Genomic DNA, 22,705 nt, shown 5'->3' on the forward strand with positions numbered 1-22,705 from the left:
ATCGCAAACCTCCCACAAGCGCTGCGCACACGTGAACCTTGCGTGCGCTCTCAACCACGGGTGGCGTTCTCATGATGACTGCTTTTCTGTCGATCGGGTCAGTACGAGTCGAAGTTCTGGGCTGCGACGGCCATCCCGTGGCCGGTCGCGTCGTCGATGAAGCGCGACCAGCCGCCGCTGGCCACGATCGTCCAGCCGTTGGCGTGATAGGTCTGGCCATTCGAGAGCTGCTGCATCGTCGAAGATGAGCCGATACCTGCAGGATTTCGATCGACAATGCCCACCGTGTTTACTGCAACCGCGGGCGCGGGATCGGTACACGTATAGGCGTTCGTAATGACCTCTCCCGGAATACACGTCTGGCACGTGACCTGATCCGCGGTGACTAGACAGCCCGTCCCCGACAAAGTCTTGAAGTACGCCAACGTGGGGGCCGCCCTTGGCGGGGGTGCCAGTGGCGGGTTTTGCGCTGAAGTCGGTGGGGATTGCGCGGTTGGGACTAACGAGGCCGGCGCTGGTTGCGCGGTCGGGGCTTGCGATCGGTGGGACTGCTTCACGAGCACGTAGCCGGCGATGGCGACCGTGCCGACCAGGGCCGCGATGGCCACCCAAAGCGCGGTGATCAGGGCTGCACCGCGCTGAGGCTGTGCAGCCGTTGCGATCGCCTGAGCACGGGACTGATCAGCCGGTGGCAGTGTCTCGGGGACGTCCGTGTGCCATTGCTGGCCATCCCAATACATCCGGCCCGGCTTGCCGCTGGGGTCCGGGTACCAGTCGGCGCCCCGTGGCTGAGTCATCAGCTTCTTCTCCTCGGGGAAGATGTCCAGCGGCGCGACTGGCGTGATCGCGCGGGCTGGCCACTGGCATCGATTGTTGAAGACACGGCAACGTTGACGGAGTCGCCTTGGAGGATCCTTGGCGCGCCCAACTTGTCACGTTCGATCACCTGCCGTGTCATTGCAGTCCTTCCACGGCACTGGGTTTCCGAGGCTCCACCACGGTCTCGGGACCTCCCGGTATCCGCGGCCAAACTGCAACCAATGTCCGGTCGTCGTCGAAGGTTTCCCGGCTGAAGTCCACCGCATGGGCAAACTCGATCAGCGAAGGCGCCGACGCTTTCGTCAAGACGTCGCGGAACAGGTCGCCCACCCCGCCCTGCCCCGTTCCCAGGGGATCACCGATTCCATCGGTGCCGATCAACAACACATCGCCGTCGGCCACTTCGACCACTTGGGGCGTCACTTCGCTTGGCACGCGGGGCAATCCAATAACCGCCGATGAGGCAATCCCGGAAACCGACGGTGTCTTGCCGGCGAGGATTTCGACGAACTGTCCGGCTGTGAGCAGCCAGGCAGCCGAATCACCGGCACTCACCAAATAAGCGCGCAAGGTTCCGACGCCGGTGGGTTCGACGATCGCACACACCAAAGTCGTTGCGAGTTCCTGCTCGGCGCGTACCGGGTCGGGGACGTCAAGTCCCAGGAGGCTTTGCGCTCGCTCGTTGAGCGCCCACGCTGTGCTTTTGAGCAGGCCTAACCAGTCGGTGCCGCCGACCTCATCGCCCAGCTGAGAGTGCAGCCACTCGGCCGCTTGCTTGACTGCGGCGCTCGCGCCGAGATGCGACTGTGGCGCCCCCGAAACGCCGTCGGCGACAAGGACAATCACGCGTCCGTCGGGGAGAAGATGTATCGCGAAGTCATCTTGGCGTGGCGCGCCGTTGTAGCGGTGCAGATGTCCGCGCTGCGACACTCCGCGCACCGTCATGGCGTCGGTGGACCACCCGTCGATCACCACGTCGGGACGGAAAGGCAACGAGCAATAGTCCGTAGCAATTGCTGATGGTTCCACCGTCGGCGAGGGTGATCCGACTGTGATCTGCGGGACGACGGTGGCCCCAACGACTTCGGCAACTCCTGAGACATCGGAATCCGATGCGCTTGCCGCGATCGGCTCGGCGGCGGGGGCTGTTGGCTGCACTGGCGGCGGTGGCAGCGGCGCAGGGAGATCCTCGTCGCGGGGTCCCCCGTGCTTTCGGTTCCGCCACGCGATCATGAACGTTCGCCTACACGACGTCGACGGCTAAGGTAAACCCTTCTGGTTTTTCGAATTGCAGTTCAGCCGAGCCGGTCGCGATAGCCTGCCCCGAGCTGATGACCGACTGCGTCAGCGAGGTGAGGAACTCGGAGATCGCCGCGCCCGCATCGACTCCGCGCGCAGCAACGAAGGCGAAGTGGGGCTTGGTCGCGACCTCACCTATGACGGCCGCGTCGGCATCCCCGATGCCAAAGGCAAGGATGTTGGGCGCCGCGGGTTGAGTCAGCAAGTTCGCTCGAACTGAGCGCCAATCTTCGTTTTCGTTCGGCAGCCCATCAGTCAAGAAAAACACCGCCGGCCGATGCACGGTGTACCCCTGAGCTTTCAAGCTGGGAACGTCAACGCTGATGCGGTAGGCGAGTTGGTCGAACGCCGCGGCATACGAGGTCAGGCTCTGCGCGGTCAGCACCGGCATCCCCTGGAGGACACGCAAGTCGGCAGGTTCAAGGTAGGTAAACGAACTGTCGGAAAAGCCGATCACCGATAACCGAACCTTGGCGGCGGCGAAGGACTCTCGTTGCAATGCGTCGTGCAACGAAGCTAGGCCATTGTTGAGTTCGTCGATATTGCGGCCCATCGAGCCGGACTCGTCGGCAACGAAGTAGACCAGAAGAATCGATCCTTTGGGCTCCACCACAGGACACCGCACTCTCTCCGAGTGACTGCGTTGATCAGCACAACCGCCGTGACTCGGCGGTCAAAGTGTACTGCCGCACTCGCCTATGGGGACGGTTTCTTTGGCATTAGCCGAAACACGAAAGCCGGCTGGCGACCAGGCACCAAACTGTCGCACGCGCTGGGGTGACACTCCCGGTCGGCCGCGACACGCCCTCGGAGGCGCCGCACCACAAGGCCGTTTTCTCCGTCGCCTGAAGTGGCGGTGGCGGCCAATTCAGGCTGCGCCCGACGTACGTAGCCAACCGGTAAAGAAAGAAAAGAATAGTTGCGGGTAAACGTCGCGAATGGCTACGGCCCGCGCTAATCTCCCGTTTACAGGTGCAGTCCAGCCAACCGGGAGGATCTGCCCATGACGAGTCTCAACCAGCCCGGCTGGTACGACGACCCACAGAATCCGAATGCCCAGCGTTTCTGGGATGGCCAGAACTGGACGTCGCAGCGTCAACGAAAGCCCGCTGCTCGGCCGGCGCAGCCGTCCGCCATGTCCGCACCACCGCCGCAGGCGCCGTCGCCGTCTGGTCTGCCGCCCCCATCTGGGGCCCCGCTGCCCCCGCCGCCGGGATATGCCGCCGCAGAAGCGGAGCAGGGCGATGGCATGCCCAGCGAACCGCCTCCCCCTGTGTGGCCCCCGCCTGGCTCCTACCCTCAAGGCGCCGGCATTCAATCGCCATCCGAAGGACTCGCGGGCGCAAAGGGCCTCGCCGCCAAACCGTCGATCACGGCTTGGCTTTTGTTCGGCGGCTTCGTCCTCGCCGTCATCGCAACCTTCCTCCCATTTGTCACAATCAGCGCCCCGCTCGCGGGATCGGTCGAGGTTTCAGCCCGGGGCGACGCGCTGGGGCCAGTTTTCCTACTCGTTGCCGTGGCCGCGGGGTTCGCATACCCGGTCCTGTCGCAATCCCAGTTGGCTGTCTGGCGTCTCATCGGGCTAAGCGTGGTGGTCGGCCTGCTCGGCTTCCTGATGATCCATTGGTTCACCGATGCGTCTTCTACTGACGACGACGGGGTGAACGTCTCGCCGGCATCTGGCTTGCTGTTGTATGGGGCAGCTGTCATTGCGATGGTCGTAGCCGTCGTGCGGCTCTGGATGGTCCGTCGACCACAGACGCAGAATCGGGGCTACTAGGGCTCGGTATCCCACGCGGAGGTCAATACCTCAGCCTGTATGGAAATGGTCCGCTAACAACCACTTTGAGCGGCGCGACGACAGTTGATCAGCCTTGCGTGTAGACGGAAGAGCCTTCGCCATCGTGCACCTGGTTACGGACTTTGTCCCGGCGGGTCCACTTGATTAGGCGATGCGACGGTGCCGGGATATCCGCATTTGAGTGCGATCGTGGCTGGGTCGTGCTTGGCCTGGGCTTCTGAATGGAGGCAGTCGTTGCACGCCGCGGTGACGCTGCCATCAGGGGTTGCACAGGGCACGGCCTGGGCGGGCCGGGCTGGTGCGAACGCTGAGGCAATGACGGCTACTGAGAGCGCTGTCAGAGCGATTTTCATGGGAAACCTCCTTGCGCCCAGCGGACGCGCCGCAAGTTGTGGTGGCTTAGTATCATGTAATTGTGGTTTCTGCAAGGCTTTTCGCGCTATCGAACCACGACTTCCCTCGCGCCTGTGCGCATCAGACCCGCGGCGAACTTCAACTGAGCCGCCCAGCCTTTAAAGTCGAAGTCGTAAGGGCCACCGTCCTTTCTCGGTCTGAACGAGTCCTAAGCCGGTGTGAACGAGAAGGTGGTGTCTGAGCGCATGGTGTCGACACCCGTGAGGCTGCTCGTCGGCTCGAAAGTCACATTCCAGGTGTTGTCCCCGCACGAACCGGAAGTGACATGAGCGTGCACCAGTCGCTTCGTCGTCGAGATCTTCTGAGTTTCAGTCCAGTTCGCGGTACATGCTCCTGGAATGTTGATGGTTCCGATGATCGGGTCAGCGCTGGTGAGATGCACAGTTGCCGGGCCCCCGGCCCCGCCGGAATGCCAGCTCCCGTTCCAGTTCGCGGCATAGTTTGCAGGCGGGTCCGCGATGGCGGCTGGTGCGAGCGCAACGCCGATCGCGGATGCCGCGGCCACCGCGGCTGCACCTGTTTGCGTGATACGAGCTTGGAACTTCATGGTTTTACCTCCCTATCTGGGCAGCTATTGGTGGCAGAACTGGCGTTCGGCGATGAATGGGTCGGCCGGGATCCGCAGGCTCGTGCGGGACAGCGAACCGGTCAGGTTGTGCCAGAAGCGGCCCGGGCTCATTGGTTCGTTTACCGAGTCCATGAGTTCTTCGAGGCTGGTGCAGGACAGGGCGTGCCGTGCCGCAAGCGCTTGCGCCTTCGTCACTTCTTTCGTGTCTTTCATGTTGTTGATCGCGGCGGGGTCGGCGTACTCGCCCAACACCCACGCAGGCGGCAGCCACTTCTCGTGACCCGGCCTGCCGCGCTGTTGCAGCAGCAGATGGCCGGCCGCTGGGGAAGCCAGTCCGTTCGGGTCGATCACGGTGCCGTCTAGCGGCATCACCGCGGCTGCGACACCCATGTTGTGGTACACAAAGCCAATTCTGTCCGGCACGGACCGTGACATCGGGATGGTCCACGGTGCACTGTGTGGGCTCCCGATGCGCATCACTAGCGTGCGGTCACCGCGGTCGATCAGGCCGACGAGCATGGGCAACTCGTTGAAATTCCTGAATCGCGAAGCGGTTGTAGTGAGGTCCGGGTAACCGGCGTAGTGGATTGTCTCGTAGGCGCGCTCGTTCGCGATGTCGCCCGGGCCGTAGTGCTGCCCCTGGTAGGGCGGGTGCAGGCCCAGCCCGGCGACCAGGGCCCACACCGTGACAAGCGGGGCGCCAACCAGATTGGCGCGTCCGGCCGGCAGCATCATCACCGGCAACAGCAGCGCGAACATGACCGGAATCCACATGCGCGCATGCATGTAATCGCCGCCGACCTTAACTACGTACAATCCCAGCAGTAGGCCAGTGAGCACCGGCGCGGCCATCAGAAGAGTACGGCGCCAGTCGATTGCGGTCCGATTGCGCAGCAATCCGACGCTGACAAACGCGATCAGCAGCAGCGGAATCCAAAGTCGGTAGGGGTTGAAGAAGTCGGTGAGATAGCCGATCCCGCGCCCCCACAGCGTGTCGCCGGCTTCTTTGGCCAGGGCCGGCATCGGAACCATGATGCCGTAATAACCCATGCGGAAGATCTGATACCCCACCGGCAGCAGCGCGCCAATCCCGGCGTAGGCAAGTCCGCGTCGCCAGCCCGGTCGCACGATCAGCAGCAGTGCGATCCCGAATACGCCGGTGGCCAACGCGAAGTCCGGCCGTACGAGCGGACCGACGCCGACTATGATCGCAACTGTCGTAAGCCGCGCGCGGCTTAGCTTTTCGGTGACCGACACCAGCAGCCACCACACCAGGCCGAGCCAAAAGAGGGAAAGACCGGTTTCCAGTCCGGATGTGGCGAACTCCCAAAACCCAAGGATTCCAAGAGGTATCAGGACGCCTACCGGTAGTAGCACGCCGGTCGCGCCGCACTGCCGGTGCAACATAACACTGCCGCGCAATGCCAGCGCCATACCGGCAACCGCGAGTACCAAGCCGAACACGACCGCGTCGACCGCGATGTCACCGCGGGCGAGAAACGCGACCGCGGCCAACAGCCATGTCCACAACGGGCTGGTGTCAACCTCGTCGCGCTGGAACGGGTTGAAGTTGGGGCCGGCGCCGGCCAGAATCTGCCGTACCTCGCGGACCACGATCATGCCGTCGTCGCTAATCCAGCGGTGCTCGAAGGCGAGCACGCCGAAGAACACGACCGCCAGGGCACCGACGGCCAGGGTGATAAGCGATGTGGCACGGTCGGACATCCTGAACCGGCTGCCGGCATCCGGGCTGGGCGCACGGGAGACGGCTGAGGGTGTTACCTCAGGCGGCAGCAGGTCGCGCCCGGCCGGTGGCGGAGTTGTCGTCTGCGAGGCGTCTGCCGGTGGGCCGACGATTGTGCTCATGATCCGCGGATTTGAGGGCAGGACAAGTCGAAAGTGAGATTTCTACTGTCTTCACCGTCGTGCGTCCACTGCGCAGCGGTCAGCTTGGTCGTGCTCGGACACAGCGTTGTGTCACGTCCTGCTAGAGCGGCCATGGGTGACCTCCTTGAACAGGGCGGACGCGCACCGCAACCGGTAGCGCCAAATATCACATAGTTCTGATCGTTGCAACTCGTTTGGGAAAAGAGTTAACAGTAATGTTCGTGCGCAAAGATTGCCGCCGACACCTTGGAGGATTCTCAATGGATTGTTGGCGTGCCGGCTCCATGAGACGGCGACCCGACGATTCGGTGCAGTGCCTGGCCGCCTGATCACTGCGTCCCACCAGGGCGCTCCAATCGCCTAAATCCGCGATCGCGGTCGCCGATTGGTCCGGCAGCGTCACAATAAGAGACCGACGCCGCCGACGACCAGGAGGGCTGGAAAGGCGATGGGCGAAACTCGTCTTGAGTTTGGTCTTCTCGGACCGTTGTCGATGACCGTGGCGGGCACGCCGGTGGCATTGGGCACGCCCAAGCAACGGGCAGTGTTGGCCATGCTGCTGATCAACCGTAATCGCGCGGTCAGCACGGCATCGCTGATCAACGGCGCCTGGGATCAGTCGCCCGCACCAGCGGCGCGCGCAAGCATCCACTCTTACGTCTCCAACCTGCGCGGACTGCTGGGCAGCGCCGAGGTGGACCCCCATGCGGTATTGGCCAGCGCACCCCCTGGCTATCGACTGTATGTCGCTGACGGCGACTGCGATCTGGACCGATTCATCGCCGAGAAGAGTGCGGGCATTCACGCTGCCGCAGCGGGACAATTCGAGCAAGCCAGTAGTCATATGGCGGCCGCACTGGCCGAATGGCGCGGGCCGGTACTTGATGACTTACACGACTTCACCTTTGTCGAGCCGTTCGCGACCGCGCTGATGGAAGACAATGTGTGGGTTCACATCGCCCGCTCTGAAGCCGAAATCGCCTGCGGCCGGGCCCATGCTGTTATCGGTGACCTCGAAGAACTCGCTGTCGAGCATCCCTACCGTGAGCCGTTGTGGGCGCAGTTGATCACCGCGTACTACATGGCTGAACGCCAGTCCGACGCACTGGAGGCCTATCGGCGGCTCAAAACGACGCTGGCTGAGGATCTGGGCATCGACCCAGGCCCCACCGTCGAGGTCCTGCACACGCGAATTCTGCGCCAAGAGCGTCTGGATACCAAGCATGCTGGCAAAACCACTGCAGCCCGCGCCCTTGCCACCGCGCACCCCGCTCTTATTCGCCGGTCTGTAGTTGCCGGTTTGCGCGATGCAGCCGGGCGGCGCTACCCGCTACAGGCGCCGGCGACACGGATAGGGCGCCTGGCAGAGAATGACATCGTTCTCGACGATGCCGAAATCAGTCGACATCATGCCGTAATCATCGATACCGGAAGCAGTTTCATGATCATCGATTTGAAATCGGTCAACGGTGTGTTGGTGCAGGACCGACGACTGGATCCCAATGCCACCCTCGCCGACGGAGACCACATCCGGATCTGTGGCCACGAGTTTACCTTCGAGCTCCAACAATAACGAGAGCGTCGCTTCGCCGATCCTGAGTCGTGCGACTCTAATTGCGCAGTAATTCAGCTCACTCGGCCCTGCCGCCTAGGTGTTTGGCGAGGAACCGGTCGGCCCGACGATAGAAGTCGAGGCGGTTCTCGGGCTTAACCAACCCGTGCCCCTCGTTCTCGTACATCACGTACTCGTGATCAATCCCGCGCTCTTTCATGGCTGCGACGATCTGTTCTGACTCTGCCCGTTTCACGCGTGGATCGTTCTCGCCCTGGGCGATGAGGATGGGAATTCGGATGTCATCGACTTTCGACAGCGGCGAACGCGACCACAGAAAATCTCTGTCCTCGCCGACTCGTTTGTGCCACATCGCGATCATCGGCTTCCAGTACTCGGGAAACGACCCGATGAGTGTGTTCAGGTTGGATGGGCCGACCATAGATATCGCGCATTTGAAGACGTCAGGAGTGAATGTTGCACCGATCAACGCGGCATACCCGCCGTAAGATCCGCCATAGATGGCGAGGCGCTCACGGTCGACAAGGCCCTGCGCTGCAAGGTGATTGATGGCGTCCAACAGATCGTCGTGCATATTGGCGCCCCACTCGCGGTTACCCGCGTTCAGGAAGTCCTTGCCATAGCCGCTGGACCCGCGGTAATTCACGTGCACGCACAGGTCGCCGCGGTTCGCGAGCCACTGTGCCTCGGGGTCCAGTCCCCAACCGTCTCGAGCCCACGGGCCGCCGTGCACGACGAGGACAGCCGGCAGGCTGGTGCGCTCGGCGCCGGACGGGAAGGAGAGGTAGCCGTGGATCGTCAGCCCGTCGCGCGCAGCGAAGGTGAAAGGCTCCATCGGCACCAGCGGGTAGTCGTTGAGTTGCGGGCGGTGGTCGAACAGGAACGTCGCGGTCTGGGTGTCGCGGTCCCAGGTGTAGAACTTCACGGGTCCGGCGTCGTTGTCGAAGGCGACCAGCCACGTCGTGTCGTCATCGTTTCGCGCGCTGATCACCAAGTCGCCCGCGCTGAGCCGCTGCAGGGCTTCGATGTCAGCGCGGACCGCGTGGTCGAAGACCTTGTATTCCAGGCGATCGCCGTACACCGTCACCGCCTCGATCTCGCGCGTGTCGGGGTGCCGCATCACTCCTGCGATGTCGTAGGTGGGATCCTCGGCGATCACCTGAATGGCACCGGTGGCGATGTCCATCTTCACCGGTCGCCCAGTGTTCGAGTCGACGGATGTCTGGATATACATGCTCAGATGGTCCTTCGTGAAGCCAACGGGCCCAGTTGTTTCCGCATCCTCCGGCGGTGCCTGCAGGCAACGGCCGCCAGTCGGAGGTCTCGTCGTCGCGCACCGAAATCACCGCGCCGCCATCGGCCGTCATCGCCACCGCGCCACGGACCTTCAGGTCGTGATTGATCACCCAGCCGAGAAAGCCAGGGTTCTCAACGATCTTCTCTATCTGTCCAGTTGTCAGGTCCAGGTGGTACACGTCGTGAAGTTGCGGATTGTCCTTGTTCAAGCCGATGAGTACCTCGTTCGGAAAGTCTTTGCTGTGAGCGATGACTCGGCATTGCACACCGTCGAGTGGAGTGAGGTCGCGTTCGACACCGGTTTCCAGGTCAACGTCGTAGAGGCGGAAGTTCTCGCTTCCGTCGTTGTCGCGCACATACATGATGTGACGGTTGTCGTGGGCCCAGAAGTAGCCCTGGATCCCGCGGGCGGTGTCGTGGGTCACCGGACGCTCGTCATCCGTTCCGGCCTTGCCGACGAACACCTTGACCACGCCGTCAAGTGGTGCAAGATAGGACAACCGCTTGCCGTCCGGCGAGAGCTGCGCGGCCATCCGTTCTGGGTGGCCCAGCAGTACTTCGAGCGGGATGAGCTTCACATCGGCCATCCGCGGCCCTCCTGTGTGGAAGGAGAGTAAACCTCCGCGTGTGGTGACGGTGCGCGATTTGTCGACGGGGATGGAGCCTCTGCAAAGGGCCAGCGCCGTTTGCTTACATTCCGGTTCTGCGTTGGTATATAACGATCAGAACTAGCGCGGTGTGGCCCAGAGAGGCTCGGTCGATGTGCGAAGTTGACGCGGTCGCGCAGTCACCAGATGGTCATGCTCGCCCCATACGTCGACGGCTCAATTTCCGGTGGTCGACACTGGTGATCCTCCTCGTCGCGGCGACCGTTTCCGTGGTCTTACTAATCACGCTCGTGACGTTGTGGCAGCCCAACATCGGGCTGCTGGTGGGATGGGCGGATTACTACGTGTATCGCGACGGCGGTTACCACGTTCTCAAAGACCTGCCGCTCTACGGCAAGACGCTCGGCGGCGGTCCGCTCCTGTATATCTACCCGCCGTTCTCCGCCCTTGTTTTCGTGCCGTTGGTCTGGCTGCCGTATGAGGCAGACAGGTACATGTGGTCTGCCTTCAACGTTGTGCTGCTGATTGCGTGCGTGATGGTCTGCTTTCGGATATTGGGCTACCGACTCACGCCTTACCTCGCCGGCATCTCAGCGCTGCTCGCGTTTGCGTGCGCGTTTTTGGAACCGGTTCGCACCACGCTGTTCTTCGGACAGATCAACCTACTGATGATGCTGCTGGTGTTGTGGGACGCCTCCCGCCACGAGCGCAGCCGACTCAAAGGGATCGGCGTCGGCATGGCGGCGGGCATCAAGCTCACGCCCGCCTACTTCGTGTTGTATTACCTGCTGGTGCGCCAGTGGCGCGCTGCAGCGGTCGCCGTCGTCACGTTTGCCGCCACAATCGGGCTGGGGTGGCTGGTCCTTCCCGATGACTCGTGGCGGTACTGGCGCGGGTATTTCGTTGACCCCGGCTACGTTCACGGGTTCCTCTTCAAGGGCGCCGCCAACCAGACCGTCCGCGGAGCGATGGCCCGCCTTTCGGGAGCGGTGCCGCCAACGTGGTTGTGGCTGGCCGCCGACGCGTGTGTGGTGGCGATCAGCATGTGGATCGCCGTGCGCCTGTACCGCGGAGGCGAACCCCTGCTCGCGCTCGCCTTTGCAGGGTTGAGCTCCACCGTGGTGTCGCCGTTTTCTTGGAGCCATCACTGGGTGTGGCTTGTACCGGTGATCGTCTACCTCGTACATCGGGCGCTGACCAACGCGTGGTGGTGGGCCGGGGCAGGGGCAATGTGGGCGGTGATGGGTTCCTGGGCGTATTCATTTCCCCATGACCGCGTGCCGCGCATCGGCCTGTTGTACATGTCGCCCACGGTGCACTGGCGGCCCCTACTGGAGAACCTCAACTTGATCGTCTATGCCGTCCTGCTGATTGTCGCAGCCTTCATCGCGAGCCGACTAAAAACCGCCGGTCGCCGGGGCCAGTCGCCGGGGGAAGAAACCGCGACGACGCAGCCGGCACCGACGGCGGTGGCAGTGTGGTCATCGGACAGCGAGGTGTCTAAGTCCGTGGCGACGGTGTCCCATCCGCAGTCCGAGCACGGTGGGACGTGATTCGCCGCCTACCGATCAGATGATGTCCCCGTCGCGCAGCTATCTTGCTGCGTCAGTTTGCGCTTCGTCGTGAGAGTTCTGCTCTAGCGCGCTGCGCAACCTCGTCAGCGCCTCGCGAACTTTCGCGCCGTCGGTGGTCCCCCAAAACGGCGGTAACGATGCGCGCAGGTAACCGCCGTAGCGGGCGGTGGCCATCCGCGAGTCGAGCACCGCGACCACGCCGCGATCCTCGACACCCCGCAGCAGCCGCCCGGCGCCCTGCGCCAGCAACAAAGCGGCATGGCTGGCGGCTACCGCCATGAAGCCGTTGCCGCCGTGCGCGGCCACCGCGCGCTGACGGGCCGAGAGCAGCGGGTCGTCGGGCCGCGGGAACGGAATCCGGTCGATGATCACCAACGACAGCGAAGGTCCGGGCACGTCGACGCCTTGCCACAGCGACAGCGTGCCGAACAGCGACGTCGCGGGATCGTCGGCGAACTGCTCGACCAAGGCGGCGGTGCTGTCGTCGCCCTGGCAGAGCACCGGTGTGGACAGCCGCTCGGCCATCGCCTCGGCGGCCGCCCGTGCCGCGCGCATCGAGGAGAACAATCCGAGCGTCCGCCCACCGGCGGCGGTGACGAGGTCGGCGATCTCGTTCAGCTGCTCAGCCGAACCGGTGCCGTCGCGGCCGGGCGGAGGCAATTGTGCTGCAACGTAAAGGATCCCGGCTTTGGCATGCTGAAATGGCGAACCGACATCGAGACCGCGCCAAGGGGGCAGGTCGTCGCCGCCGGTCAGCCCCCACGCCGAGGCCATCGCGTCGAAGCTGCCGCCAACGGCCAGCGTGGCCGAGGTGAGGACCGTGGTGGAGCGTTCAAACAGCCTGCTGCGCAACAACTCTGCCACCGAAAGCGGCGCTACCCGCAAGATCGCCCGCACACTACCCCGGTTGTCTTCGTGGTCCAGCCACATCACGTCGGTGCGGTCAGGGATCGCCGGGATGACCGAGGCCAGCATGCGCGCCGCGGTGTCGCTGATATCGGACAATGCGGTTACGGCTTCCGCGCGCGCCGAGGCAGCCTTTGGGTCGCTCGGCGCCGTGTCGATGGCCGATCGGGCTTTGGCCGACGCATCCCGCAGCACTGTCAGATAGCTGGCCATCTCATCGTCGAGGCGATCCATTCGCCCCGGTGATGCGTCGTGGATCGCCGCCGAAAGCGTGGCTGTCGCGGCCTCCAGGCGTTCGGAGAGTTCGGGGTCGATCAGGCGGGCGGCGCGCCGATGGGCGACACCCAGCGCGGTCGCGGACAGTTCGGCCGTCGCGACCGATGTCACCCGGTCGACCAGGTCGTGGGCTTCGTCGACAACGAGCAGGTCATGCTCGGGCAGCACCGCGGCGTCTGAGATGGCATCGATGGCCAGCAGTGCATGGTTGGTGACGACGATGTCGGCGGCGCCGGCGCGGCTTCTCGCCTTCTCCGAAAAGCAGTCGGTACCGAACGGGCAGCGCGCGACCCCAATGCATTCTCGCGCCGAGACACTGACCTGACTCCAGGATCGGTCGGGCACGCCCGGGCGAAGCTCGTCGCGGTCACCGGTTTCGGTATTCGATGACCACTCGACCAGACGCTGCACGTCGCGGCCCAGTGCACTGGCAGCCATCGGCCCGAACAGCTCTTCCCGCGGCCGGTCGTCGGGCTCCGTTGCCGAGCCGTTGTGAATCTTGTTGAGGCATAAATAGTTTCCACGACCCTTGAGTAGCGCGAACTCCGGTGGTCGGGGCAGGGCTTCGGTCAGCGAGTCGGCCAGCCGGGGCAGGTCACGGTCGACGAGTTGGCGTTGCAGCGCAATCGTGGCGGTTGAGACCACGACTGTTCTGTCGTCGGTGATTGCGCGCAGGATCGCAGGCACCAGGTACGCCAACGACTTTCCGGTGCCGGTGCCGGCCTGCACGGCAAGGTGCTCGCCGGTTTCGAAAGCATGCGCGACGGCGGCGGCCATCTGCACCTGGCCGTTGCGCTCACTGCCGCCCAGCGCTGCCACCGCGGTGGCCAGCAGCTCGGGCACGGACAGCTCGGTCGTGGTTACTCCTGGTCGGTTTGGTGATGCGGGGCTGGGATGAGGGTCGTGGGAATCGCGGGGTCGCCGTGCGACAACATCAGACCCTCCCACGGCAAGCTTCTCAAGCCGGCGGCCACCAGCGTGCGCGCCACGCCCAGGTTTACCTCGACCACCGACTTGCCGTCGCGGACCAGCGGAATCGTCAACGGGCGGCAGGTATCGGCGGTTTTCGGGGGACGACCCGCCGGATAGACGACCTCCTCGGTGATCGTCCCGCTCTGGCGGGACAATCGCAGCGCCTCCTTGCGGCCGCCCTGGGACTCTTTGCGGGTGCTGCGCTTCTGCACCGGAATCCCGTCGACTTCGACCAGTTTGTAGATCATGTTCGCCGTCGGGGCACCCGATCCGGTGACCAGCGAAGTGCCGACCCCGTAGCTGTCCACCGGCTCGGCGCGCAGCGCTGCAATGGCGAACTCGTCGAGGTCACCGGACACCACGATGCGGGTTCGCGTCGCGCCCAGCCGATCGAGTTGCTCGCGGACCTGGCGTGCCAGTACCCCCAGCTCACCGGAGTCGATGCGCACCGCGCCGAGTTCGGTTCCGGCGGCGGTTATCGCGTTGGCCACCCCGGTCGTGACGTCGTAGGTGTCGACGAGCAGCGTGGTCTCGACGCCCAGCGCGTCGACCTGGGCGCGGAATGCGCCCGTCTCGTCGGGGCCGTCGGGACCGGTGTGCAGCAGGGTGAAGGCGTGCGCGGCGGTGCCCTCGGCCGGTACGCCGTATCGGTGTTGGGCTTGGAGGTTGGAGGATGCGGCGAAGCCGGCGAGGTAGGCGGCACGCGCTGCGGCGACGGCGGCCTGCTCATGGGTGCGCCGAGACCCCATCTCGATCAGCGGCCTGTCCTGCGCGGCGCTGACCATGCGCGCAGCGGCCGAGGCGATCGCGGTGTCGTGGTTGAAGATCGACAACACCAGTGTTTCCAACACGATGCATTCGGCGAAACTGCCGTGGATTGAAAGCACCGGCGACCCAGGGAAGTACAGCTCACCCTCGGCATACCCGTCGACGTCGCCGCCGAACTGGTAGTCGCCGAGATAGCGCACGGTGTCGGCGTCGAGGAACTCCGCCAGTGACGCGAGCGCGGCATCGTCGAACCTGAACTGCGGCAACGCTTCCAGGAACCGGCCGGTGCCGGCGACCACCCCATACCGCCGCCCTGCCGGCAGCCGCCGCGCGAACAGCTCGAAAGTAGTCCGGCGGTGAGCCGTCCCATCGCGCAATGCTGCCGACAGCATCGTCAACTCGTATTTGTCGGTCAGCAGCCCAACGCAGGGCGAGTCGTCCACACCGCAACGGTATCGGCTGGCGTAGCCAGCGCCATTGCTCGGTATCCTGGAAGTCATGGTTGCGTCAGCGCCGGTCAAGCCGGGAACCACCGGGCAACGCCAGGCCGATGCGGTCGAGGCCACGGCCAGTCCGTGGGTCACCATCGTGTGGGACGACCCGGTCAACTTGATGAACTACGTGACGTATGTCTTCCAGAAGTTGTTCGGGTACAGCGAGCCGCATGCCACCAAATTGATGCTGCAGGTGCACAACGAAGGCAAAGCTGTGGTGTCGTCGGGCAGTCGGGAGTCCATGGAGGTCGACGTATCCAAGCTGCATGCCGCCGGACTGTGGGCCACCATGCAGCAGGACCGGTGAGATCGAGGCGTGCGCAAGTGGAAGCGGGTCGACACCGCCGATGGCCCTCGTTTTCGATCCGCCCTGGCGCTGCACGAGGCGACATTGCTCAAGAATCTGGTCAGTTCGATGATGGGCCTGCTCGAAGATCGGGAATCCTCCTCTCCGGCAGATGAACTCGAGCAGATTACCGGTATGCGAACTGGTAACGCCGAGCCCCCGGACAATGCGACACTACGCCGGCTGTTACCGGATTTCTCCAAGCCCGAGGACGACGCGCCTGATTCAGCGGACAGTCTCAACGCCGCGCTGCGCAGTCTGCATGAGCCGGAAATCATTGATGCCAAACGGGTTGCGGCACAAGAGCTATTGGACACGTTGCCCGAGGGGGGCGGCCGCCTCGAGCTGACCGAAGAAGCCGCCAACGCCTGGATCGCAGCTGTCAACGACCTTCGCCTCGCCTTGGGCGCCATGCTCGACATCCGCCCCGACGGCCCGGACCGGCTGCCCGACGACCATCCGCTGGCCCCGCACCTCGACGTCTACCAGTGGCTGACCGTCCTGCAGGAATACCTGGTGCTGGCACTGATGGGGACTCGATGAACTCGATTACCGACGTCGCCGGCATCCGGGTAGGCCACTATCACCGGTTGGACCCCGATGCGACTCTCGGCGCCGGTTGGGCCAGCGGCGTCACCGTGGTCGTCACTCCGCCCGGCACAGTCGGTGCCGTCGACGCCCGCGGGGGCGCTCCCGGCAGCCGCGAAACCGACCTGCTCGACCCCGCCAACAGCGTGCGCTACGTCGACGCGGTGCTGCTCGCCGGCGGCAGTGCCTACGGGCTGGCTGCCGCCGACGGTGTGATGCACTGGCTGGAGGACCGCGGTCGCGGTGTGGCGATGGACGGCGGTGTGGTGCCCATCGTGCCGGGCGCGGTCATCTTCGATCTGGAGGTCGGCGGCTGGGGCTGTCGGCCGAGCGCGGAGTTTGGCTTCGCCGCCTGCGAAGCGGCCGACGCTGACAGCGGTGCCCTAGCGGTGGGAACTGTGGGTGCCGGGGTAGGCGCCCGCGCCGGTGTGCTCAAAGGCGGCGTCGGGACGGCGTCGACGATCCTGGAAGGCGGGGTGACCGTCGGCGCGGTGGTCGCGGTGAATTCCGCCGGCGACGTCGTCGACAAGGCCACCGGGCTGCCGTGGATGGCGAAACTGACCGACGAGTTCAAGTTGACGGCGCCCCCGGCCGAGCAGATCGCGGCGTTGGCGCAACGGGAAAGCCCGTTGAGCCCGTTGAACACCACGATCGCGGTGGTTGCTACCGACGCCGCGCTGAGCCCGGCCGGCTGCCGGCGGGTGGCCACCGCCGCCCACGACGGCCTTGCTCACACCATCCGCCCTGCGCACACTCCACTGGACGGCGATATGGTGTTCGCGCTGGCTACGGGCGCCGTCGAGGTGGCACCACCGGCCGACACGCCGGCCGCGTTCTCGCCCGAGACCGCGCTGGTGACCGCTGTCGGCGCGGCGGCAGCCGATTGCCTGGCTCGCGCAGTGCTGGTCGGCGTGCTGGCCGCCGAGTCGGTGGCCGGAATACCGGCCTACCGGGACCTGTTGCCCGGAGCATTCAAGTAAGGAAGAGAGAACCGCTAACGTGCTGGTGATTCGTGCCGATCTGGTGGACGCGATGGTCGCCCACGCGCGCGCCGACCACCCCGACGAAGCCTGCGGTGTGCTGGCCGGCCCGGAGGGCTCCGATCGCCCGGAGCGCCACATCCCGATGGTCAACGCCGAACGCTCGCCGACGTTCTACCGGTTCGATTCGGCCGAGCAACTCAAGGTGTGGCGTGCGATGGATGCGGCCGACGAGGTGCCGGTGGTCATTTATCACTCGCACACCGCGACCGAGGCCTATCCCAGCCGCACCGACACAAACCTGGCCGCCGAGCCGGACGCGCATTACGTACTGGTGTCCACCCGCGACCCCGACCAGCACGAGTTGCGCAGTTACCGCATCGTCGACGGCATCGTCACCGAAGAGCCCGTCACCATCGTCGAGCATTACGAGGAGCACCAATGAGCGTCACCGTGTCCATCCCGACCATCCTGCGTCCCCACACTGGGGGGCAGAAGCGCGTCGAAGCCAGCGGCGACACATTGCAGGCGGTGATCAGCGACCTGGAGGCCAACTACTCGGGCATCACCGAGCGGCTGGTCGACAACGGCAAACTGCACCGCTTCGTCAACATCTACGTCAACGACGAGGACGTGCGGTTCTCCGGCGGGCTGGACACCACGATCGCTGACGGCGACTCGGTCACCATCTTGCCGGCCGTCGCCGGCGGCACATGACCAGGCACGACTCCCTGCTGCAGGCCCTGGGCAACACGCCGCTGGTGGGCCTGCCACGGCTGTCACCGCGCTGGGATGACGAGCCGCATGTCCGGCTGTGGGCCAAGCTCGAGGACCGCAACCCAACCGGGTCGATCAAAGACCGCCCGGCGCTGCGGATGATCGAGCAGGCAGAGGCCGACGGTCTGCTGGCGCCCGGCGCGACGATCCTGGAACCCACCAGTGGCAACACCGGTATCTCGCTGGCGATGGCAGCGCGGCTGAAGGGCTACCAGCTGATCTGCGTGATGCCGGAGAACACCTCGATCGAGCGACGCCAGCTGCTCGAGCTCTACGGCGCGCAGATCATCTTCTCGCCCGCCGAGGGCGGTTCGAACACCGCTGTGGCCACCGCCAAAGAGCTGGCCGCCGCCAACCCGTCGTGGGTGATGCTCTATCAGTACGGCAACCCGGCCAACACCGACTCGCACTACTACGGCACCGGCCCCGAACTGCTGGCCGATCTGCCGGAGATCACCCATTTCGTCGCCGGACTGGGCACCACCGGCACGCTGATGGGCACCGGCCGGTTCCTGCGTGAGCAGGTGCCCGATGTGCGGATCGTTGCCGCCGAGCCCCGCTACGGCGAAGGCGTGTACGCGCTGCGCAACATCGACGAGGGCTTCGTACCGGAACTGTATGACCCTGCCGTGCTGACGACCCGCTACTCGGTGGGCGCCGCCGACGCGGTGCGCAGAACCCGAGAGCTCATCGACGTCGAAGGCATCTTCGCCGGTATCTCCACCGGCGCGGTGCTGCACGCCGCGCTCGGTATCGCCGCCAAGACGGTCAAGGCTGGCGCGCGCGCCGACATCGCGTTCGTCGTCGCCGACGCCGGCTGGAAGTACCTCTCCACTGGGGCCTACGCCGGTAGCGTGGACGAAGCCGAGGACGCGTTGGAAGGGCAGCTATGGGCGTGACGGGACGACCCGGACAACCGGTCCCCGCGACCTCCCAGCCAAGGAAACGTTCGACGCTGGTGGTCGGCGGGGCCACGATCCTCAGCTTCGTGGCGCTGCTCTACGTCGTCGAGCTTTTCGATCAGCTCGGCGGACATCAGTTTGACCGCAACGGTATTCGGCCGTTGCAGACCGACGGGCTGTGGGGCATCGTCGTCGCTCCGCTGCTGCACGCCAATTGGGCGCATCTGATCGCCAACACCGGCCCGGCATTGGTCCTCGGGTTTTTGGTGACGCTGGCCGGGCTGTCGCGGTTCGTCTGGGCGACGGCGATCGTGTGGATCGTCGGCGGCTTTGGCACCTGGCTGATCGGCAACGTCGGCTCGCCGTGCGGCGAGACCGATCACATCGGCGCGTCGGGCCTCATCTTCGGTTGGCTCACCTTCTTGCTGGTGTTCGGCTTCTTCATCCGCTCGGGCTGGCAGATCGTCATCGGCATCGTGGTGCTCTTCCTCTATGGCGGGGTGCTGTGGGGGGCCGTGCCGGTGCTCAACGTCTGCGGGGGAGTGTCCTGGCAGGGGCATCTGTGTGGCGGGATCGCCGGAGTGCTGGCCGCCTACTTGTTGTCCAGCCCGGAGCGCAAGGCCCGCGAGCGTCGCCGGGCGGTGCCGGCGTGAGCGACCGTCTGGCACCCGTCGGCGTCTTCGACTCCGGGGTCGGGGGGCTCACGGTGGCGCGGGCGATCATCGACCAGTTGCCCGACGAGGACATCGTCTACGTCGGCGACACCGGCAACGGGCCGTATGGTCCGTTGACTATCCCCGAGATCCGTGCCCACGCGCTGGCCATCGGCGACAACTTGGTCGAGCGTGGGGTCAAGGCGCTGGTGATCGCCTGCAACTCCGCGTCCTCGGCGTGCCTGCGCGACGCCCGCGAACGGTACGACGTTCCGGTCGTCGAAGTGATCCTGCCGGCTGTGCGGCGCGCCGTCGCCACGACCCGCAATGGCCGCATCGGCGTCATCGGCACGCAGGCCACCATCGCCTCGCACGCGTACCAGGATGCGTTTGCTGCCGCCCGCGACACCGAGATCACTGCGGTGGCCTGCCCGCGATTCGTCGACTTCGTCGAACGAGGCATCACCAGTGGTCGTCAGGTCCTCGGCTTGGCGGAGGGTTACCTGGAGCCCTTGCAGCGCGCCGACGTCGACACCCTGGTACTGGGATGCACGCACTACCCGTTGCTGTCCGGGTTGATCCAGCTGGCGATGGGCGAGACCGTCACCCTGGTGTCCAGCGCCGAGGAGACCGCCAAGGAGTTGGTGCGGGTCCTCACCGAGCGCGATCTGTTGCGCCCGCATGATGCGCCGCCGGCCACCCGAGCGTTCGAAGCCACCGGCGACCCCGAGGCATTCACTCGGCTGGCGGCGCGGTTCCTGGGACCCGTCGTCACCGGCGTTCAGCCGGTCCACCGTCAGGTCGGTGTATCGAAATGATCGCGGTGTGCAGTAAAGCGGAGATGTCTTGGCCAACGAGGTGTCGGGCATGGCACAGTAGGGACCGTGCGAATGACCGTCCTCGGCTGCTCAGGCAGCGTGGTGGGTCCCGATTCGCCGGCATCGGGGTATCTTTTGCGGGCGCCGGACACTCCACCGCTGGTCCTCGACTTCGGCGGGGGAGTACTGGGAGCGCTGCAGCATCAAACCGATCCCAGCGCGGTCCAGGTGCTGTTGTCGCATCTGCATGCCGACCACTGCCTCGATTTGCCCGGACTGTTCGTGTGGCGTCGTTACCACCCGACGCCGCCGACCGGTAAGGCGCTGATGTACGGCCCCAGCGACACCTGGTCGCGACTGGGGGCGGCCTCGTCGCCGTACGGCGGAGAGATCGACGACTTCTCCGACATCTTCGATATCCATCACTGGGTCGACGGTGAGCCGGTGACGGTCGGAGCGTTGACGGTGCTGCCCCGACTGGTGGCCCACCCAACCGAGTCGTATGGCATGCGGTTCACCGACGCCGATGGGGTGTCGTTCGTCTACAGCGGCGACACCGGCTGCTGCGACGCGCTCGTTGAGTTGGCCCGCGATGCCGACGTCTTTCTCTGCGAGGCGTCCTGGACGCACTCGCCACACCGGCCGGCCAATCTGCATCTGTCGGGCACCGAAGCGGGCCGGGTGGCCGCCGACGCGGGTGTACGCGAGTTGCTGCTCACCCACATACCGCCGTGGACCTCCCGCGAGGACGTGATCAGGGAAGCCAAGGCCGAGTTCGACGGCCCAGTGCACGCGGTGGTGTGCGGTGAGACGTTCGAAATCATGCACTCCCAAACCGACGTGAGCTGACCGCTGGTTAGGGTTGGCGGCGTGTCCAAACGAGAAGACGGCCGTCTCGACGACGAGCTGCGCCCGGTAACGATCACCCGTGGCTTCACGTCACATCCTGCGGGTTCGGTGCTCGTTGAATTCGGTCAGACCAGGGTCATGTGCACCGCATCCGTCACCGAGGGAGTACCGCGCTGGCGCAAGGGATCTGGGCTGGGCTGGCTCACCGCCGAGTACGCGATGCTGCCCTCGGCCACCCACACTCGCAGCGACCGCGAATCAGTGAAGGGCCGGCTGAGCGGGCGCACGCAGGAGATCAGCCGGCTGGTCGGCCGGTCGTTGCGGGCGGCGATCGACCTGGCGGCGTTGGGGGAGAACACCATCGCCCTCGACTGCGATGTGCTGCAGGCCGACGGCGGAACCCGCACCGCCGCGATCACCGGCGCCTACGTGGCGCTGGCCGACGCGGTGACTTACCTCTCGGCGGCGGGCAAGCTCTCCGACCCGCGGCCGCTGTCGTGTGCGATCGCCGCGGTCAGCGTCGGCGTGGTCGACGGCCGGATCCGGGTCGATCTGCCGTACGAGGAGGACGCGCGCGCTGAAGTCGACATGAACGTCGTCGCCACCGATACCGGAACGCTGGTGGAAATCCAGGGGACCGGCGAGGGCGCGACATTCCCACGCTCGACTTTGGACAAAATGCTCGACGCCGCGCTTGGCGCCTGCGACAAGCTGTTCGCCGCACAACGTGAGGCGTTGGCGTTGCCGTACCCGGGCGTGCTGCCCGACGGACCTCCTCCGCAGAAGGCTTTCGGAACCTGAGCCACTTGTTGGTCGCCAGCCGCAACCGCAAGAAGCTGGCCGAACTGCGCCGAGTGCTGGACGCGGCCGAACTGTCGAGCGTGACGTTGGTGTCGCTCGACGATGTTGCGCCCTACGACGAAGCGCCGGAAACCGGGGCGACTTTCGAAGACAATGCGCTGGCCAAGGCGCGTGATGGGTTTGCGGCGACGGGATTACCTTGTGTTGCAGATGATTCCGGCCTTGAGGTGGCTGCACTGAACGGGATGCCCGGGGTGCTGTCGGCCCGGTGGTCAGGTGTGCACGGCGAGGATGCCGCTAATACCGCGTTGCTGTTGGCGCAGTTGCGTGATGTGCCCGACGAGCGGCGGGCTGCGGCGTTTGTGTCGGCATGCGCATTGGTGTCCGGGTTCGAGGAGGTCGTCGTGCGCGGCGAGTGGCCGGGCACCATCGCCCGCGAGCCGCGCGGCGAGGGCGGCTTCGGCTACGACCCGGTGTTCGTTCCATGCGGCTCGGATCGGTCAGCGGCCGAGCTCACGCCGGCGGAGAAGGATGCGGTGTCGCATCGGGGCCGGGCATTGGGACTGCTGCTGCCCGCGCTGCGGGCGCTGGCGTGGTAGCTCTCCGACTGCGCGGTTTCATACGCGACACCAACGTAAGAAGTTTTTGTCAATAGGTTGGGGCTCACGGTGGCTCCTCTCTGGAAGGCCATTCCTCGCTGCCGATTCTGGTCGTAGGGTCTGACAGGGGGTTGGGT

23 protein-coding genes and 1 pseudogene are annotated in these 22,705 nt (G+C 65.1%); 15 read left to right on the top strand and 9 right to left on the bottom strand.

Going from position 1 to position 22,705, the window contains the following annotated elements; all coding sequences use genetic code 11:
• Nucleotides 1-98: 98 nt before the first annotated feature.
• From AC5Y42_RS23100 to AC5Y42_RS23115, 4 genes and pseudogenes are all read right to left on the bottom strand, one after another.
• The gene (locus AC5Y42_RS23100; RefSeq protein WP_499900912.1) at nucleotides 99-236 is read right to left on the bottom strand and encodes a hypothetical protein; all 138 of its coding nucleotides are present in this window, start codon (nucleotides 234-236) and stop codon (nucleotides 99-101) included.
• A 474-nt stretch (nucleotides 237-710) separates the two neighbouring features.
• Nucleotides 711-797: pseudogene (locus AC5Y42_RS23105) on the bottom strand (DUF2510 domain-containing protein); the annotation flags it as partial.
• 157 nt (nucleotides 798-954) lie between these two features.
• A complete protein-coding gene (locus tag AC5Y42_RS23110) occupies nucleotides 955-1,812 on the bottom strand; it encodes a protein phosphatase 2C domain-containing protein (RefSeq protein ID WP_499900891.1) in 858 nt (285 codons plus the stop codon).
• Nucleotides 1,813-2,062: 250 nt separating this feature from the next.
• The gene (locus AC5Y42_RS23115; RefSeq protein WP_499900892.1) at nucleotides 2,063-2,728 is read right to left on the bottom strand and encodes a vWA domain-containing protein; all 666 of its coding nucleotides are present in this window, start codon (nucleotides 2,726-2,728) and stop codon (nucleotides 2,063-2,065) included.
• 393 nt (nucleotides 2,729-3,121) lie between these two features.
• Between AC5Y42_RS23115 and AC5Y42_RS23120 the strand changes: the two genes are divergently transcribed.
• Nucleotides 3,122-3,898 (top strand): DUF2510 domain-containing protein, encoded by a 777-nt coding sequence (locus AC5Y42_RS23120; RefSeq protein ID WP_499900893.1) that lies wholly within the window; start codon nucleotides 3,122-3,124, stop codon nucleotides 3,896-3,898.
• 583 nt (nucleotides 3,899-4,481) lie between these two features.
• Here the strand turns inward: AC5Y42_RS23120 and AC5Y42_RS23125 are convergent.
• The gene (locus AC5Y42_RS23125) at nucleotides 4,482-4,880 is read right to left on the bottom strand and encodes a hypothetical protein (RefSeq protein ID WP_499900894.1); all 399 of its coding nucleotides are present in this window, start codon (nucleotides 4,878-4,880) and stop codon (nucleotides 4,482-4,484) included.
• A gap of 24 nt (nucleotides 4,881-4,904) precedes the next feature.
• Complete coding sequence (locus tag AC5Y42_RS23130; protein ID WP_499900895.1) at nucleotides 4,905-6,767, bottom strand: arabinofuranosyltransferase AftB family protein; 1,863 nt, start codon at nucleotides 6,765-6,767, stop codon at nucleotides 4,905-4,907.
• A 469-nt stretch (nucleotides 6,768-7,236) separates the two neighbouring features.
• On the opposite strand from AC5Y42_RS23130, the gene AC5Y42_RS23135 reads away from it, so the two are divergent.
• On the top strand, nucleotides 7,237-8,361 hold the full coding sequence (locus AC5Y42_RS23135) for a BTAD domain-containing putative transcriptional regulator (RefSeq protein ID WP_499900896.1): 1,125 nt from the start codon (nucleotides 7,237-7,239) through the stop codon (nucleotides 8,359-8,361).
• A gap of 58 nt (nucleotides 8,362-8,419) precedes the next feature.
• On the opposite strand, the gene AC5Y42_RS23140 is transcribed toward AC5Y42_RS23135, so the two are convergent.
• Entirely contained in the window at nucleotides 8,420-9,547 is a 1,128-nt protein-coding gene (locus AC5Y42_RS23140) for an alpha/beta hydrolase family protein (RefSeq protein WP_499900909.1), read from the bottom strand.
• Here AC5Y42_RS23140 and AC5Y42_RS23145 point away from each other — a divergent pair.
• A complete protein-coding gene (locus tag AC5Y42_RS23145; RefSeq protein WP_499900897.1) occupies nucleotides 9,540-10,274 on the top strand; it encodes a hypothetical protein in 735 nt (244 codons plus the stop codon). The genes AC5Y42_RS23140 and AC5Y42_RS23145 overlap by 8 nt on opposite strands.
• Before the next feature lie 281 nt (nucleotides 10,275-10,555).
• Nucleotides 10,556-11,818 carry a glycosyltransferase 87 family protein gene (locus AC5Y42_RS23150; RefSeq protein ID WP_499900898.1) on the top strand — a complete coding sequence of 421 codons (1,263 nt, stop codon included), beginning with the start codon at nucleotides 10,556-10,558 and terminating at the stop codon, nucleotides 11,816-11,818.
• A 39-nt stretch (nucleotides 11,819-11,857) separates the two neighbouring features.
• Here the strand turns inward: AC5Y42_RS23150 and AC5Y42_RS23155 are convergent, their stop codons facing one another.
• Nucleotides 11,858-13,864, bottom strand: coding sequence for an ATP-dependent DNA helicase (locus tag AC5Y42_RS23155; RefSeq protein ID WP_499900899.1), 2,007 nt, complete (start codon nucleotides 13,862-13,864; stop codon nucleotides 11,858-11,860).
• A gap of 17 nt (nucleotides 13,865-13,881) precedes the next feature.
• Nucleotides 13,882-15,261 (bottom strand): nicotinate phosphoribosyltransferase, encoded by a 1,380-nt coding sequence (locus AC5Y42_RS23160; protein WP_499900900.1) that lies wholly within the window; start codon nucleotides 15,259-15,261, stop codon nucleotides 13,882-13,884.
• On the opposite strand from AC5Y42_RS23160, the gene clpS reads away from it, so the two are divergent.
• The 11 genes from clpS to rdgB all read left to right on the top strand — a co-directional run bounded on the left by clpS (nucleotide 15,260) and on the right by rdgB (nucleotide 22,568).
• Nucleotides 15,260-15,562, top strand: a complete 303-nt coding sequence (gene clpS / locus AC5Y42_RS23165; RefSeq protein WP_499900901.1) for an ATP-dependent Clp protease adapter ClpS — start codon at nucleotides 15,260-15,262, stop codon at nucleotides 15,560-15,562. The two genes, AC5Y42_RS23160 and clpS, sit on opposite strands and share 2 nt — an antisense overlap.
• Nucleotides 15,563-15,571: 9 nt before the next feature.
• Complete coding sequence (gene aosR, locus AC5Y42_RS23170; protein WP_499900902.1) at nucleotides 15,572-16,144, top strand: oxidative stress transcriptional regulator AosR; 573 nt, start codon at nucleotides 15,572-15,574, stop codon at nucleotides 16,142-16,144.
• Complete coding sequence (locus tag AC5Y42_RS23175) at nucleotides 16,141-17,169, top strand: P1 family peptidase (RefSeq protein WP_499900903.1); 1,029 nt, start codon at nucleotides 16,141-16,143, stop codon at nucleotides 17,167-17,169. The genes aosR and AC5Y42_RS23175 overlap by 4 nt, the downstream gene beginning before the upstream one ends.
• 19 nt (nucleotides 17,170-17,188) lie before the next feature.
• On the top strand, nucleotides 17,189-17,614 hold the full coding sequence (locus AC5Y42_RS23180; protein WP_499900904.1) for a M67 family metallopeptidase: 426 nt from the start codon (nucleotides 17,189-17,191) through the stop codon (nucleotides 17,612-17,614).
• On the top strand, nucleotides 17,611-17,886 hold the full coding sequence (locus AC5Y42_RS23185) for a MoaD/ThiS family protein (RefSeq protein WP_065016161.1): 276 nt from the start codon (nucleotides 17,611-17,613) through the stop codon (nucleotides 17,884-17,886). Before AC5Y42_RS23180 ends, AC5Y42_RS23185 begins: the two co-directional genes overlap by 4 nt.
• Nucleotides 17,883-18,845, top strand: a complete 963-nt coding sequence (locus AC5Y42_RS23190) for a cysteine synthase (protein ID WP_499900905.1) — start codon at nucleotides 17,883-17,885, stop codon at nucleotides 18,843-18,845. The genes AC5Y42_RS23185 and AC5Y42_RS23190 overlap by 4 nt, the downstream gene beginning before the upstream one ends.
• Entirely contained in the window at nucleotides 18,836-19,501 is a 666-nt protein-coding gene (locus AC5Y42_RS23195) for a rhomboid family intramembrane serine protease (protein WP_499900906.1), read from the top strand. The genes AC5Y42_RS23190 and AC5Y42_RS23195 overlap by 10 nt, the downstream gene beginning before the upstream one ends.
• Nucleotides 19,498-20,319 carry a glutamate racemase gene (gene murI / locus AC5Y42_RS23200; RefSeq protein WP_499900907.1) on the top strand — a complete coding sequence of 274 codons (822 nt, stop codon included), beginning with the start codon at nucleotides 19,498-19,500 and terminating at the stop codon, nucleotides 20,317-20,319. The genes AC5Y42_RS23195 and murI overlap by 4 nt, the downstream gene beginning before the upstream one ends.
• 72 nt (nucleotides 20,320-20,391) lie before the next feature.
• Complete coding sequence (locus AC5Y42_RS23205; RefSeq protein WP_499900910.1) at nucleotides 20,392-21,168, top strand: cyclic nucleotide-degrading phosphodiesterase; 777 nt, start codon at nucleotides 20,392-20,394, stop codon at nucleotides 21,166-21,168.
• A gap of 21 nt (nucleotides 21,169-21,189) precedes the next feature.
• Entirely contained in the window at nucleotides 21,190-21,969 is a 780-nt protein-coding gene (gene rph, locus AC5Y42_RS23210) for a ribonuclease PH (RefSeq protein ID WP_499900908.1), read from the top strand.
• Entirely contained in the window at nucleotides 21,966-22,568 is a 603-nt protein-coding gene (gene rdgB, locus AC5Y42_RS23215) for an RdgB/HAM1 family non-canonical purine NTP pyrophosphatase (protein ID WP_499900911.1), read from the top strand. The genes rph and rdgB overlap by 4 nt, the downstream gene beginning before the upstream one ends.
• The last annotated feature ends 137 nt before the right edge of the window (nucleotides 22,569-22,705 follow it).

Source organism: Mycobacterium sp. NGS48 (assembly GCF_059812585.1).